Below are 13209 nucleotides of genomic sequence, written 5' to 3' on the forward strand. Positions count from 1 at the left end.
GTTTCACCAGGTGAGGCTGCCCTGGAGGAGTGCCCCGCGCGCGGCACTGAGCAGCCCTGTGACCGTTGTCGTCGGTTTGGTGACAGGGCTTGTTCTGGCGTTCGTCGCATCCGCGACAGCGTTTTACGTTTCGGCGTCCGGGTCCGCGGCGACCCAGTACGTGGTGGGTCATCGATGTGAGACCGACAACGGCCTGCGGCTGGACGCTTCGAAAGTCGATCTGCCGCCGTCGACGGACGCGGAGGTGAAACGGATCGCGGACCGGTACGGCGCGCAGACCTACCGGACGAGGATCTTCGTGGCGAAAGGCCCGGCCGACTGGGCCTACCTGATCACGCGGGACAACGCGTTCGATAATGTCAAGGTCCTGGCGGGCGGGAATCGTGACGGCGTCTGGATTCCGCACACCGTCGCGGCGCGCCTGAAGGTGAAGCCGGGCGACATGATCGCCATCGACCGGCAGCCCGTCCTCGTCGGCGCGGTCTACGAGCGGATGACCGACCCGGTCAGCGAATACTGGTGTGCCGACCGCGGGCAGATCGTGCCCAAGCCGGTGGCCGGCGTCAACGACCCGCCTGCGCCTTTCCTTGTCACCTCCGAGTTGCTGGCGAAGCTGGGCCCCAAGCCGTCCATCGGCAGCCATGTGGACATCGTCGCCAACCGGCCACTGCAGACCCGGGAACAGATCGACGCCTGGGCGGCCGACACGGCGGAGATGGCGCCACAGCTGGTGGCAGCGTTGAACGTCAAGCCGGCAGTCACGGACTACGCCGCGTTGAGCGCGAAATCGGCCGCGCATACTCAGGAAACGGTCCGTGAAGCCGTCCTGCCGCTCACGGTCATCAGCGTCCTGGCCGGGTTGCTGGGAGTGATCGGGCTTGCCTCCCAATGGTTGCAGCGCCGCAGTGCCGAGGTTCGTCTACTGTGGACGCGCGGAGTGCATCCGGCGGCCATCGGCGGCAAAGCGGTGCTGGAGATGGGCGGTCCGCTGCTCGCCGGCGCGATCGCGGGCTGGGCGATGGCCTGGCTGATCACACCGCTGCTGGCGCCGGCCCGGCAACTCGACGGCTGGGCGCCCGGCAGCGCCGCGATTCTGGCCGCAATCACGTGGCTGATCGGCCTCACAGTTCTAGGCGTGGTCACGTCCATGCGTGTGCGCCGTGAGTTCAGCGCGATCGAACGCGCGCCGCGCCGGATTGTCGTGCTGGCCAAGAAGATCCCGTGGGAAGTGCTGGCCGGGGTCGCCGCGATCGTCGTGTGGACCACGAGCGCGGACCACGCCATCCAGATCGACCCGAGCAACCAGTTGCCGACTGTGAGCCTGGCCGCGCTCGCGTTCCCACTGCTGTGCATTGTGTTCGTCGTCGGCGTGGTCGCCAGGCTCGCCGGCCTGCTGTCCAGGGCCAGTCACCGGCTCAAGGGCTGGCGGAACCCGACTGTGCTGTGGGCGCTGAGAAGGACCGCGGCGCAACGGAAAGTCGCTGTGGCGCTGCTGGCGGTCGCCGGTCTGGCGATCGGTGTGATCGCGGCCGGTGTCGGTGTCGCGCAGACCGAACGTGAGTCCCTCGCCGACAAGACCTGGATGCGGGTCGGCTCGGATCACGCGATTCCGCTGGTACGCAGCGCGGCCGAAGCCGAAGGCGTGCCGGCCGGGCTCAAGGGCCAGGCCACCCGGATCGCGTTCAGCCAGCTGGTGATCAAGGGCAACATCGGTGCCCGGATCCTGATCGTGGACCCGGAGACGTTCGCCGACGGCGCCCGGTGGCGGGATCGCTGGGCGGACAAGAGCCTGACCGATTTGATGGCAGTGCTGAACAAACCGACGACCGACGGCACGATCCCGGTGATCATCGCGGGCAAGTACCCGCTGTCGGAGTTCATCTCTCCGGGTGATTACCTGTCCAAGATGCGTGTTGCCGGCACCGTGCCGAGCTTCCCGGCGACCGGCCAGTACGAGGGCATGATCATCGCGTCCTGGCGGGCGGTGAGCCCGGACATCCGGCGCGGTTTCACCCAGCAGATCCTGACCAGGGGCGATCCCGCGCAGGCCGTCGCGGTGCTCAACGCGAACGGCGACCAGACCAGCGAAGTCGTCAACGCGAGCGGTGCGACCGAGCAACTGCCGTTCCTCGTCGTCGCATGGATCTTCGCTTTCTTCATCGTGCTCGGGTTCGCGCTCGCAGCGGTCGCCGTGGTGACGCTCTTGGTGTCGGTCGAGACCCGCCGAAGGTCCACGGCTGTCGCCCACGCTTTGCTTGCCAGAATGGGGCTACGCGCCCGAGCTCTGCTTGTCACGCACCTCGTCGAGCTCGCGATCCTGGCGGGCACGGCCACAGTGGTCGGCGTCGGTGGCGGTTGGCTGATCCTGGAACTGATCACGCAGCGACTTGACCCGTTCCCTATGCTGGCACCGATTCCGCAACCCGCGAGCCTGCAGGGTGTCGGCCTGTTGACGCTCGCGGTGGCGATCTCAGGCGTCGTCCTCGTCGCCGTCTACGCCGTCCGAGCTGCCCGGCGGGCCAAGGTAAGGGAGCTGCTCCGTGCCTGACGTTGTCTACGAGGTCCGCGATGTCGTGCATCGCTACCGAACGCCGTCCGGCGAGGTCACGGCGGTCAGGAACGCGACGTTCGACATCCCGGGCGACGGCTTGACCGTGCTCGCGGGCCCATCCGGCTCGGGCAAGTCCACGTTGCTGCGCATCCTCGGCGTCCTGGAACGTCCCACCAGCGGCGCGGTTTCCTTGCGTGGCAACGACACCGCCGGTCTCAGCGAACGAGCCCGCAGGTCGCTCAGGCGCCGCGTCCACCTGGTGTTCCAGAGCCCGGTCGACAATCTCTTCAGCTACCTCAACGTCCGCGACAACCTGCGGGCCGCCGCCCAGCTCGCCGGCGCGCCCGACCCGGACATCGGTCTGCTGGACCGCCTTGGCCTGCCTGGAACCGCGGACTGGGCGATCAGCGCGTTGTCCGGCGGTCAGCAGCAACGCCTGGCGTTGCTGACCGCACTGGCCGCGGGCGCGGAGGTCGTTCTGGCAGACGAACCGACATCGCAGCTGGACGCCAAGTCCGCGGAGCTGGTGATCGAGACATTGCTGGACCTGGTCAGGCTCGGAGTGACGGTGGTCGTCGCGTCGCATGACGACGCCGTTCTCCAGGTCGCGGCGAGAGTGTTCCGGTTGGGGGAGCGATGACAGCGTCGAGTACGGTTCTCAGCGTTTCTGGTGTATCGCGCAGTTTCAGCAGCCCGGTTCTCGTCGATGTCGGACTGGAGTTGCGCGAAGGCGAACTGGTCACGCTCGTGGGCCGCTCCGGCTCCGGCAAGAGCGCGCTTTTGGCGCTGCTGGCAGGTTTCGACGTGCCGGATGCGGGATCAGTGCAGGTCGCGGGCCTGCCTGAGGGTGTTTGCCCGCCCTGGTCGACGATGGCGGTGCTGCCACAGAGTTTCGGCCTGCTGGACGAGCTGACGCTGGAAGAGAACGTGGCCTCGCCGATGCTGTTCAGCGGCGGGCCGGTGGCCGATGCGATGGCCAGGGCCGCGGATCTGCTTGGCACACTGGGGATCGGCAAGCTGGCACGGCGTTATCCGGCCGAAGTGTCCATCGGCCAGCGGCAGCGGGTGGCCTTGGCTCGCGCGGTCGCCGGCCGACCGAAGGTGTTGCTGGCAGACGAGCCCACCGCGCACCTCGACCACGCGACAATCGAGCTGGCTGTACGACTGCTGTTGGATTTCGTGGCAGAGGGAAGCGCCTGTCTTATCGCGACGCACGACCCCACATTGACCGCGCGGGCACACCGCCGCTTGGAACTCAAGGAAGGACAGCTGATCACCGCCCGATGAAGAGATACTCCGACACGTCCCGGCGCTGCGCTGTGGCGTGTGTGCCGAACGAGTATTTGTGGTCCACCGGGCGGACCTGGACATCGCCCTTGAATTCTCGCAACAGGCCCGCGATGGTTCCGGCGTCGGGCACCGCGTTGGAGGAGTACGACAGCACGATCGTGGAATCCTTGAACTGCTTGAAGGTCTGCCGCAGTGCCTCGGTGATCGTGCGTTTGTAGGCGAACGGCGTGAATCGCTTCTCCAGCTTCTTGGTCTTGGTGTTCTCCATGATCTTCTGGTCTTTCCAGTAGACGGAGAGACCTTCCAGGAAGTGGTAGCGCTTGATGTAGTCGTTGTCGTCGCGCGGCGGAGCGTACGGTGGGTCGAGGTAGACGATGTCGTACCCACCTGGTTCCAGGGTGGACACATCGCTGCGGAATGCCCGGTTCTGTACCCCGCTGTTGAATACGACCTTGTTGTACTCGGCCGCGCGCTCCCGGAAATGCTCGGAGAGCGGGAGCCGGAGGTCGCGCCTGCCGTCGTCGTAACGAAGATCGGTGATGGTGAAGACTCCGCGTGGCTGCTTTCGCGCGGCGGCGAGAACGAGCGCCGATATCGCTATCGCCTGCTTGTCGTCGGTAAGCTGGGCGATATTGGACCATGCCGTATCGAGGAACTCACGGTCCTCAGCGGTGAAGTACAGGCCGTCGAAGGTTCGCCGGATGAAGTCGCGATCATCGGCCGCGGGGCCGCAGACGGTTTCGATGTCGTCCTTCGTCAGCAGGACCGTCTGGTTCACGACAGTGGCGCGGGTGATGACCGATGGGAAATTGAGGAAGTCGTTCGAGCTGACCCGATATCCCAGGGATTTCAGGAGATATGAGACGACACCGCTGCCTGAGAACGCGTCCAGCGCGGTGCGCCCGCCGATCTCGGTGAACACCTTGGCCAGGTGTGGCACCAGTTTGTACTTGGAGCCCATGTACCTGAGCCGGGGAAAGACAGAGGTGCGTTCCAGCGCCGCACTGATGTCAGGCGTGGTCATCGCGCCATCATGACCCATGCCCGCGGCGCCAAGGCGGTTTCGTCAGGAGTAGTCGTCGCGGCGGGGCCGGCCGTCCCAGTAACGCCGCCTGTCCTCCCAGTACTTGCGGTGCTGGTTCTTCCACTGCTGGCGGTGCTCACGGTGGCGTATCTGGCGTTCGCGGTGTTCCCGCCGCGCACGCGACCAGTCGTCGCCCCAGACGCTCGCGCCGACCATCATGACGATCACCGGTAACGCGAAGATGAACGGCGTCTTCACCGCGAAGAACAGCACTGCCGCGACAATCCAGGCCACCGGCACGATCGCCGCGTAGATCCGGGCGCCGACGGGCGTGGTCGGACGCGGTGCGGGAGTGCTCGGCTCGGGCATCGGCGAGGCCTGGACGGTGGCCGGTGGCAGGAACGCCGGCTTGGGGTCGGGCAGGTCCTTGAACAGCGCAAGGAGATCCCCGCGGGTCTTGGAAGCCGCGACGCGGGCCGTGCGCTCGCCATACTCATCTATGTCGAGACGCCCCGCGCTCATGTGGTCACCCAACGCCTGCAGGGCTTCCTCCCGCTCGGCGTCTCCCACACGGATCTCGGGATCACTCACAGGTCAATCGTACGGCGGCGAAGCTGAGACCAACCCTGACATCAGTCGTGGATCCTGCGTTTCTTGGTCACCGCCGACAGCACGATCGAGATGATCATCACCGCGAACACCACGAGCAGCGTCCACCACCAACCCAGGGTGAACCCGAGAACAATTCCGGCGGGAAGGCCGAACAACAACGACAGCCCGCCGACCACATTCATCGCGCTGGACAGCGGCGTTTCCCGGCTCGCGTCGAGCTCCTTGCGCTGATCAGGGGTCAATGGTGGTGGCTCGGCCGCGCTGAGATCCGGGTGCGGCGCGGGCAGGTCCTCGAACAGGATCTCGATCTCGGAACGCAATATGGCCGCGCGCGCCGCGTTGTGCCGTTGCTCGTGTTCGGTGGGTGAGAGGCGGCCGAAGGAGAAGTGCTGGGCGAGCAGCGTGACTGATTCGTCCCGTTCCTTGTCGCCAATCCTCACATGCATGAACGGGCGCTGTGCCATGGCGGAATCCTAGTCAGGACGCGATCGCCAGGACGATCACGATCAGCAACGCGGGAACCAGGGCCCACCACTCACCGAGGATCGCGGTTACCGTGACGATCGCGGCGACCGAGAACACCACGAACCCGATGATGATCGCCTTGGTGTTGTTGCGTTCCTTCTCCACCAGCGGCGCGGCCGGCTGCATCGGGATCGGGGCCCGCGCCGGGGGCGGCATGTCCCGCATCGGGTTCGGCTCGGGCAGATCGTCGAAGATCGCGGCGAGCTCCGCGCGGGTCTTGGCCGCGGCGGTGAGCGCGCAGCGCTGGTCGTACTCGGTGACGTCCAAGCGCCCTGCAGTCATGTGCTCGGCCAACGCCCGGACGGCTTCCTCTCGCTCTGAGGTGCCGATCCGGACGTTGCCGTCGCTCGGTGCCATATCCCTAGTGTAGGAACGTCAGTCTTTGATTTCACACAGGACGCTACCTTGCGTGACCGTTTCGCCACTCGCGACCGCGAGCCCGGTGACCGTCCCCGCTTTGTGCGCGCTGACCGGGTTCTCCATCTTCATCGCCTCGAGTACGACGATCAGATCGCCCGCCTCGACCTGCTGGCCGTCCTCGACCGCGATCTTGACGATGGTGCCCTGCATCGGCGCGGCGACCGCATCGCCGGAGACCGCGGCGGCCCCTTTGGCGCCACTGCGCTTACGCGGCTTGGCGGTCTTCGTCGCGACCCCGCCGCCACCGCCTCCACCAGCGGAAATGGCCAGGTCGCCGGGCAGTGAGACCTCGAGGCGGCGGCCGCCGACCTCGACCACCACGGTCTGGCGCGGCTCTTCCTCACCGATTTCACCCGGAGCGGTGAACGGTTCGATCTTGTTCTCGAACTCCGTCTCGATCCACCGCGTGTGCACGGTGAAGCTCTCCACAAAGGCCGGATCCCGCACGATCGCCTTGTGGAACGGCACAACCGTGGCCATGCCCTCGACCACGAGCTCGTCGAGCGCCCGCCGGGCCCGGCGCAGGGCCTCTTCCCGGTTCTCACCGGTGACGATCAGCTTGGCGAGCAGCGAGTCGAACTGGCCGCCGATCACGCTGCCGGACTCGACACCCGCGTCCACCCGGACACCAGGGCCGTCCGGCACGACGAACGTGGTCACCGTGCCCGGCGCGGGCAGGAAGTTACGGCCCGCGTCCTCGCCGTTGATCCGGAACTCGAACGAGTGACCGCGCGGCTCGGGGTCCTCGGTGAACCGCAGGGGCTGGCCGTCGGCGATCCGGAACTGCTCACGGACCAGGTCGATCCCGGTGGTCTCCTCGCTGACCGGGTGCTCGACCTGCAGTCGAGTGTTGACCTCGAGGAACGAGATGGTGCCGTCCTGGCCGACCAGGAACTCGACCGTTCCAGCACCCGAGTAACCGGCTTCCTTGCAGATCGCCCGGGACGAGGAGTGGATGCTCGCGCGCTGCTCGTCGCTCAGGAACGGCGCGGGCGCCTCCTCCACCAGCTTCTGGTGGCGGCGCTGCAGCGAGCAGTCCCGCGTCCCGACCACGATCACGTTGCCGTGCTTGTCGGCCAGGACCTGGGCTTCGACGTGCCGCGGCTTGTCAAGGTAACGCTCCACGAAGCACTCGCCACGGCCGAACGCCGTGACGGCCTCGCGAACCGCGGAGTCGAACAGCTCGGGGATTTCCTCCAGCGTGCGGGCCACTTTCAGGCCACGGCCGCCGCCACCGAACGCGGCCTTGATCGCGACCGGGAGACCGTGTTCCCTGGCGAACGCCACGACCTCGTCCGGCCCGGCGACCGGGTCCTTGGTGCCTGGGACCAGCGGAGCACCGGCGCGCGTGGCGATGTGCCGCGCGGTGACCTTGTCGCCGAGGTCGCGGATGGCCTGCGGGTCCGGGCCGACCCAGATCAGCCCGGCGTCGAGCACGGCCTGCGCGAAGTCCGCGTTCTCGGACAGGAAGCCGTAGCCGGGGTGCACGGCGTCCGCGCCCGCGCGCTTGGCCACGTCCAGCAGCTTGTCGAAGGAAAGATAGGACTCGCCCGGGGTGGAGCCGCCGAGCGCGAACGCCTCGTCGGCCAGCCGGACAAAAGGTGCGTCACGGTCAGGATCCGCGTACACGGCCACACTTGCCAACCCGGCGTCCCGGCACGCCCGGATCACCCGGACGGCGATCTCCCCGCGGTTGGCGATGAGTACCTTGTGCAGCGAAGCCAGATCCGTCGTGATTGCCGACTCGGGCACGCCCACTCCTCCTTGTGCGAGAAAATCCCCGGTGCTGACCTTCGGGGCAGTTTACGGCTCAAAACGGCCGCCCAACTGCGAGCAAGGCCACGGTTGGACCCTTGTCTCGCTACCCTTACGGGGTGGGGCGTGGGCGTTCAGTTTTGCTAACCGTACTGCTGTCGTTACTGGTCGCGGCCGGTGCGGTGGGTGCGTCTGCCTATCTGCGGATCAAGCGGGAGGCCGCGGCGGCACCACCGAACACGCCGACGACGTCGGCGGTGCCGCAGGGGCCGGTGACTTGCCGGGTCGAACCGTGCTCGGTCATGCTGGCCACGATCATCGGCAGCACCAAGATCGAACTGATCGCCGACGCGGGCGCCCGGTCCGGACGGCTGAGGATCGGCGACGACCGGCTGATCGAGGCGACGATCACCGGCCGGGGTGCCGTACTGACGCCGAAATCCCTGCACTGCACGGTCGGAACACTTTCCGCGTGCATGATCCGCGGTGACGTGGACGGCAACGCAATGATCGGTGAGGTCGTGGTCGGCCGTTCCGGGAAGTGGAGCGCGACCGGACAGCAGTATCTCGCCACCGGCGGCTACCTGTCGCTGGCCAACGTGCGCGGGGACGGAGCCCCCGAGGTCGTGGCCGTCCAGCGCGGTTACTTCGCGCAAGTGTTCACGCTGGACGGCGCCGAGATCGGGTGCACGGCGGTCGTGAACAAGCCGGACAAACTGCCCGGCTGGCCCACCGTGCATCCTGCGGACAACCAGCTCCGCAAGCCCTGTCCTTAGACTTTCGCGGGCTCCTTTTCCGGTTCGAGCAGCGGCGGGGCGCTCGGGGCGCTGAGCACCTCGTCATCGAGCAGGCCCTCGCTGCGTGCGACCAGGACCGGGACGGTGATCTGGCCTGCGACGTTGGTCGCCGTGCGGATCATGTCCAGGATCGGGTCGATGGCGAAGACGATCGCGATACCGGTCGCGATCACCTCGGCGGGCAGGTCGATCGCGCTCAGGGTGAGCGTGAGCATGGTGAACCAGCCGGTCGTGCCCGCCGTGGCCAGCGCGCCGAACACCGCGACCAGCACGATCCCGAGGTACTGCACGAAGCTCAGCTGCACCCCGAAGATGTTCGCGATGAAGATCGTCGCCAGCGCTGGGTAGAGCGCCGCGCAACCGTCCATCTTCGTGGTGGTCCCCAGCGGAACCGCGAATCCCGCGTAACCACGGTCCACACCGAGGTTCACCGCGGTCTGCCGGCTCAACGGCAGCGTCGCGCCCGACGAACGGGACACGAACGCGAACTCCAGCGCGGTCCACGCCTTGGCGAAGAACTTCAGCGGGCTGACCTTGCCGACGAACTTCAGCAGCAGCGGGTAGACCACGAACAGGATCAGCGCCGCGCCCAGGTACACCGTCCAGATCAACGAGAACAGCGGCTTGATGAACTGGTTGCCGTACGTGGCGAAGGCGTGGCCGATCAGGCCGAGCACACCCAGCGGCGCCAGCCGGATGATCCAGCCGAGAACCTTCTGGATGACGTCGAACACCGACTGGTTGAACGCCACGAACGGTTTCGCGCGGTCACCGAGCGCGTATGTGGCCGTGGCGATCAACAGCGCGAGGAACACGACCTGCAACACGTCGCCTTCGGAGAACGCGGCGATGAAGTTGTCCGGGACGAGATCCTTGATGAAGGTCCACCAGTCGCCCTGCGCGCGCTGGGACAGCCGGTCGACAGTCGCCTGCGACGGCGTGACCTGCACGCCGGTGCCGGGCCTGGCGATCAGCCCGATCATGATGCCGATCAGCACCGCGATCAGGGACGTGGTCGCGAACCACAGCAGGGTCTTGCCGCCCAGCCGTGCGGCGGTGTGTGGCCCGCCGAGCGACCGCAGACTGTTCACACCGACCACGATCGCCGTGAACACGAGGGGGATAACGGTCACCTGCAAGAGGTTCGTGAAGACGGTGCCGATCGTGTCGAGCGTCTCCGCCAGCCACGAGACGTTCGAATTCTTCGCTATGAAGCCAAGTAACGCGCCGAGCACGAGGGCGGCGAGCGTGATCAGGCCGAAGACCTTGGGTTTGGTGTATGTGCGGACAAAGGACATGGGTCACCCCGATGTGTGAGCCGGAACAGGACTGAGGTGGTCAGTCCGGACACACAGAGCTGGCGAGCCGGCCCTGGTCGAGGTACCTGCGTTGGGTCAGCAGCAGGGAATAACGCACGGTGACGTCCCTCCCGATGTAGACAGCAATGGTCTAGAACAGTTGACCGTCTGTCACATCTTCCCCAACGCCCCTGGCTGTGACCAGGCTTACCAGAGGGTGGTCACGCTAATGCCGACCTCCGCGAGCAGCCGGCGGGTCAACGGCAGGCTGATGCCGATCACACTGGAGGCGTTGCCGTCGATCCCGTCGACGAACCAGCCGCCTTTGCCGTCGATGGTGAAACCGCCGGCGACCTGAAGCGGTTCACCGCTGGCGACGTAGGCGTCCACTTCGGCCTCGGTCGGCATGCTGAACCGGACGGTCGTGCTCTCCCAGTCGGAGGCTTGCTTGCCGTTCTCCAGAACGATCACCGCGTGCCCGGTGAGCAACTCGCCGCTCTTGCCGGCCATCGTCGCCCATCGCTGCTTGGCGCGCTCGGGCGTGCCCGGCTTGCCGAGGATCTCGCCGTTGATCGACAGCATCGAGTCACACGCGACGATCACCGCGTCCTTGTGCTCGGTGACCTCCGCGACGGCGTGCGCCTTGGCCCGCGCCAGCGCGGTCACCAGCTCCTGGTGGCTCGCGTCCGGCAGGGCGGCCTGGACGGCGTCCTCGTCCACACCGGACACCTGGACGATCGGCTCGATCCCGGCCTGCTTGAGCACGTTGAGCCGGGCGGGGGACGCGGAGGCGAGAATGAGGCGCACGTCCGGCAGGGTAACTAGTCGGCGAACGCGAACTCCGGCTCGGGGACGTGCTTGCGCATCCCGGCGGCGAAGAACACCGCGGCGAGCAGCACGACGGCGGGCAGCAGCATGGTGTTGCCCGCGGCTTCGGTGAGATCGTTCGTGGCCGCCAGTTGGGCCTGCATCAGCACACCGGCGGCCGCGCTGCCGAGCACGTTGCCGACCTGTCGCGACATGTTGTAGATGCCCGCGCCCGCGCCGATCAGCTGCGGCTGCAGGCCGGAGATGGACGTGCTCGACAGCGGGCTGAAGATCGTGCCGATCCCGGCTCCGCACAGAAGCAGCCCCGGCACCAGCCACCAGGCGTTCAGCTCCGGCCGCGCGATCAGGGCGATGCTGCCGATGCCGATCGCGTAGGCCATCAGCCCGAAGATGACGATGAACTTGCCCTCGATCTGGTCGGACAACCGCCCGGCGAACGGCGCGAGCACAGCGGAGACCACCGACATCGGACCCATGAAAAGCCCGGCCTGCAACGGCGTCATGTGCAGCACGGACTGCAGGTAAATGGTCAGCGGGATGAACATCGCGGACATCGCGAACCCGATCAGCACCCCGGTCAGATTGCCGAACGAGAACGTGCGGTTGTGGAACAGCTCGAGCGGAAGCAGCGGCTCGTTCGGGTTTCTTGCCTGCCACCAAAGGAAGATCCCGATCAGGGCGGCCCCGGCACCCAATGGCCACGCGACCGCGTCCCACCCGAGCTGTTCACCGTTCTGGATGCCGAAGACCAGACCGAGCAGGCCGAGTGAACTGAGAATGATGCCGGGTACATCGAACCGGTGACTGTGGCGTGGCTGCCAATCCGGGACGAGCGCGAGAACAAGGACGAGCGCGACGATCCCGATCGGCACATTGACGAAGAAGATCCACTCCCAGCCCAGCGTCTGCACCAGCAGGCCGCCCAGCACCGGCCCGGCGATCGTGGCCAGCCCGGCGACCGACCCCCAGACCCCCATGGCCGTCCCCCGATTGGTGGGGAACAGAAAACTGATGAACGCCATGGACTGCGGCGTGAGAGCGGCAGCCCCAAGCCCTTGCACAGCCCTCGCCACGATCAGCTCGGACGCGGACGTCGCCAGCCCGCACCACAACGACGCGACCGTGAAGACAACCAGGCCGATGAGGTAAAGGCGGCGTGGCCCGAACCGATCCCCCAGCCGTCCGGTCAGCAACAACGGAACAGCGAACGTCAGCAGATAGACACTGTTGACCCAGACAACCTCATTGAGCGTGGCCGGTAAATCGGTGATCAGACGGGGGATGGCCACATTCACGATCGTGGTATCCAGCAGAATCATGAAGAACCCGAAGCACAGTGCGAAAAGCGCTGCCCAGCTCCTGCTCATTGTGCTGCCCTCTCCGGCCACCCGAGGCGGCCTGAGGTGAGGTCCTCGATCAGTTGCGTGGTCCAGCTCAGCTCAGCCCGTCGGATAGCCTGCGAATAGTCGAGGTCGACCATGAAAACCTCACGCGGCCCAGTCGTCTGGGACCGGGCGATCTCGGCTTCGAGCTCCACCCGCCGCCGCGCGAGCTGATCAAGCGCATCCTGCTTGCCGAGCGCGTGCATGCACACAAGCGCAACCGGATACTGCGGAAACTCATCCACCGGCTTGGCCAGCATCTCCCGCAGCCGATACGCGAAGGCCTCCCGCCCAGCCCCCGTGATCGCGTAGACAGTCCGCTCGGGCCGCCTGCCCTCCCGGCTCGTCTCCACGACCTCAGCCAGCCCATCCTCAGCCAGCCGCTCAACCGACCGGTACAAGGAGCCCGGCGTGACCCTGATCCTGCGATCCCGCCCCCGCCGCGCGAGAAGCTGCCGCATCTCATACGGATGCATCTCCCGCTCCGCCAGCAACTCCAGCACAAGCAACGCCAAGGGCGACAGATTCACGTCACACCCCATTGATCCGCCGAAACCATTCCGGACAAAGATCAACGCTAACCCCATCCCCGCAACCCCACCGCAACAGCAACAGCCCACACCTGCACCCACGCGGCCCTCGGCCCCCCGATTTCCAGCCTACCGATGGGGTCCGACAGTTTCGGTGACCCGAAGATCGTTTACCCGGACCTGTCCACACTGAGCGC

13 protein-coding genes are annotated in these 13209 nt (G+C 66.6%); 4 read left to right on the top strand and 9 right to left on the bottom strand.

What is annotated here, in order from left to right:
- Nucleotides 1-58: 58 nt before the first annotated feature.
- From JOF56_RS15715 to JOF56_RS15725, 3 genes are read left to right on the top strand one after another with little or no spacing between them, the layout of a single operon-like run.
- Complete coding sequence (locus tag JOF56_RS15715; protein WP_209638461.1) at nucleotides 59-2548, top strand: ABC transporter permease family protein; 2490 nt, start codon at nucleotides 59-61, stop codon at nucleotides 2546-2548.
- Nucleotides 2541-3191 carry an ABC transporter ATP-binding protein gene (locus JOF56_RS15720; protein WP_209638463.1) on the top strand — a complete coding sequence of 217 codons (651 nt, stop codon included), beginning with the start codon at nucleotides 2541-2543 and terminating at the stop codon, nucleotides 3189-3191. The genes JOF56_RS15715 and JOF56_RS15720 overlap by 8 nt, the downstream gene beginning before the upstream one ends.
- Nucleotides 3188-3838 (top strand): ABC transporter ATP-binding protein, encoded by a 651-nt coding sequence (locus tag JOF56_RS15725; RefSeq protein ID WP_209638465.1) that lies wholly within the window; start codon nucleotides 3188-3190, stop codon nucleotides 3836-3838. Before JOF56_RS15720 ends, JOF56_RS15725 begins: the two co-directional genes overlap by 4 nt.
- On the opposite strand, the gene JOF56_RS15730 is transcribed toward JOF56_RS15725, so the two are convergent.
- Genes JOF56_RS15730 through JOF56_RS15750 form a run of 5 tightly spaced genes read right to left on the bottom strand, consistent with a single transcriptional unit; the run spans nucleotide 3825 to nucleotide 8174 of the window.
- Nucleotides 3825-4865 carry a DNA adenine methylase gene (locus JOF56_RS15730; protein WP_209638467.1) on the bottom strand — a complete coding sequence of 347 codons (1041 nt, stop codon included), beginning with the start codon at nucleotides 4863-4865 and terminating at the stop codon, nucleotides 3825-3827. The genes JOF56_RS15725 and JOF56_RS15730 overlap by 14 nt on opposite strands.
- A gap of 42 nt (nucleotides 4866-4907) precedes the next feature.
- Nucleotides 4908-5456 (bottom strand): DUF1707 SHOCT-like domain-containing protein, encoded by a 549-nt coding sequence (locus tag JOF56_RS15735; RefSeq protein WP_209638469.1) that lies wholly within the window; start codon nucleotides 5454-5456, stop codon nucleotides 4908-4910.
- 41 nt (nucleotides 5457-5497) lie between these two features.
- On the bottom strand, nucleotides 5498-5941 hold the full coding sequence (locus JOF56_RS15740; RefSeq protein ID WP_209638471.1) for a DUF1707 SHOCT-like domain-containing protein: 444 nt from the start codon (nucleotides 5939-5941) through the stop codon (nucleotides 5498-5500).
- A 13-nt stretch (nucleotides 5942-5954) separates the two neighbouring features.
- Nucleotides 5955-6359, bottom strand: coding sequence for a DUF1707 SHOCT-like domain-containing protein (locus JOF56_RS15745; RefSeq protein WP_209638473.1), 405 nt, complete (start codon nucleotides 6357-6359; stop codon nucleotides 5955-5957).
- Between the two features lie 18 nt (nucleotides 6360-6377).
- Nucleotides 6378-8174 (bottom strand): acetyl/propionyl/methylcrotonyl-CoA carboxylase subunit alpha, encoded by a 1797-nt coding sequence (locus tag JOF56_RS15750; protein WP_209638475.1) that lies wholly within the window; start codon nucleotides 8172-8174, stop codon nucleotides 6378-6380.
- A gap of 143 nt (nucleotides 8175-8317) precedes the next feature.
- Here JOF56_RS15750 and JOF56_RS15755 point away from each other — a divergent pair, with 143 nt between their 5' ends.
- Nucleotides 8318-8953 (top strand): hypothetical protein, encoded by a 636-nt coding sequence (locus JOF56_RS15755; RefSeq protein WP_209638477.1) that lies wholly within the window; start codon nucleotides 8318-8320, stop codon nucleotides 8951-8953.
- Here the strand turns inward: JOF56_RS15755 and JOF56_RS15760 are convergent.
- The 4 genes from JOF56_RS15760 to JOF56_RS15775 form a co-directional block, all read right to left on the bottom strand.
- A complete protein-coding gene (locus JOF56_RS15760; protein ID WP_209638479.1) occupies nucleotides 8950-10272 on the bottom strand; it encodes a dicarboxylate/amino acid:cation symporter in 1323 nt (440 codons plus the stop codon). The genes JOF56_RS15755 and JOF56_RS15760 overlap by 4 nt on opposite strands.
- A gap of 207 nt (nucleotides 10273-10479) precedes the next feature.
- A complete protein-coding gene (locus JOF56_RS15765) occupies nucleotides 10480-11079 on the bottom strand; it encodes a Maf family protein (RefSeq protein ID WP_209638481.1) in 600 nt (199 codons plus the stop codon).
- Between the two features lie 14 nt (nucleotides 11080-11093).
- Nucleotides 11094-12467, bottom strand: coding sequence for a DHA2 family efflux MFS transporter permease subunit (locus JOF56_RS15770; RefSeq protein WP_209638483.1), 1374 nt, complete (start codon nucleotides 12465-12467; stop codon nucleotides 11094-11096).
- On the bottom strand, nucleotides 12464-13012 hold the full coding sequence (locus tag JOF56_RS15775) for a PadR family transcriptional regulator (protein WP_307855117.1): 549 nt from the start codon (nucleotides 13010-13012) through the stop codon (nucleotides 12464-12466). The genes JOF56_RS15770 and JOF56_RS15775 overlap by 4 nt, the downstream gene beginning before the upstream one ends.
- Nucleotides 13013-13209 lie beyond the last annotated feature (197 nt).

Source organism: Kibdelosporangium banguiense (assembly GCF_017876405.1).
GTDB lineage: Bacteria > Actinomycetota > Actinomycetes > Mycobacteriales > Pseudonocardiaceae > Kibdelosporangium > Kibdelosporangium banguiense.

Coding starts and splice junctions, on each gene's coding strand:
- JOF56_RS15725 (WP_209638465.1), top strand. CDS start 3,188: ATGACAGCGTCGAGTACGGTTCTCAGCGTTTCTGGTGTATCGCGCAGT.
- JOF56_RS15730 (WP_209638467.1), bottom strand. CDS start 4,865: ATGACCACGCCTGACATCAGTGCGGCGCTGGAACGCACCTCTGTCTTT.
- JOF56_RS15740 (WP_209638471.1), bottom strand. CDS start 5,941: ATGGCACAGCGCCCGTTCATGCATGTGAGGATTGGCGACAAGGAACGG.
- JOF56_RS15745 (WP_209638473.1), bottom strand. CDS start 6,359: ATGGCACCGAGCGACGGCAACGTCCGGATCGGCACCTCAGAGCGAGAG.
- JOF56_RS15760 (WP_209638479.1), bottom strand. CDS start 10,272: ATGTCCTTTGTCCGCACATACACCAAACCCAAGGTCTTCGGCCTGATC.
- JOF56_RS15770 (WP_209638483.1), bottom strand. CDS start 12,467: ATGAGCAGGAGCTGGGCAGCGCTTTTCGCACTGTGCTTCGGGTTCTTC.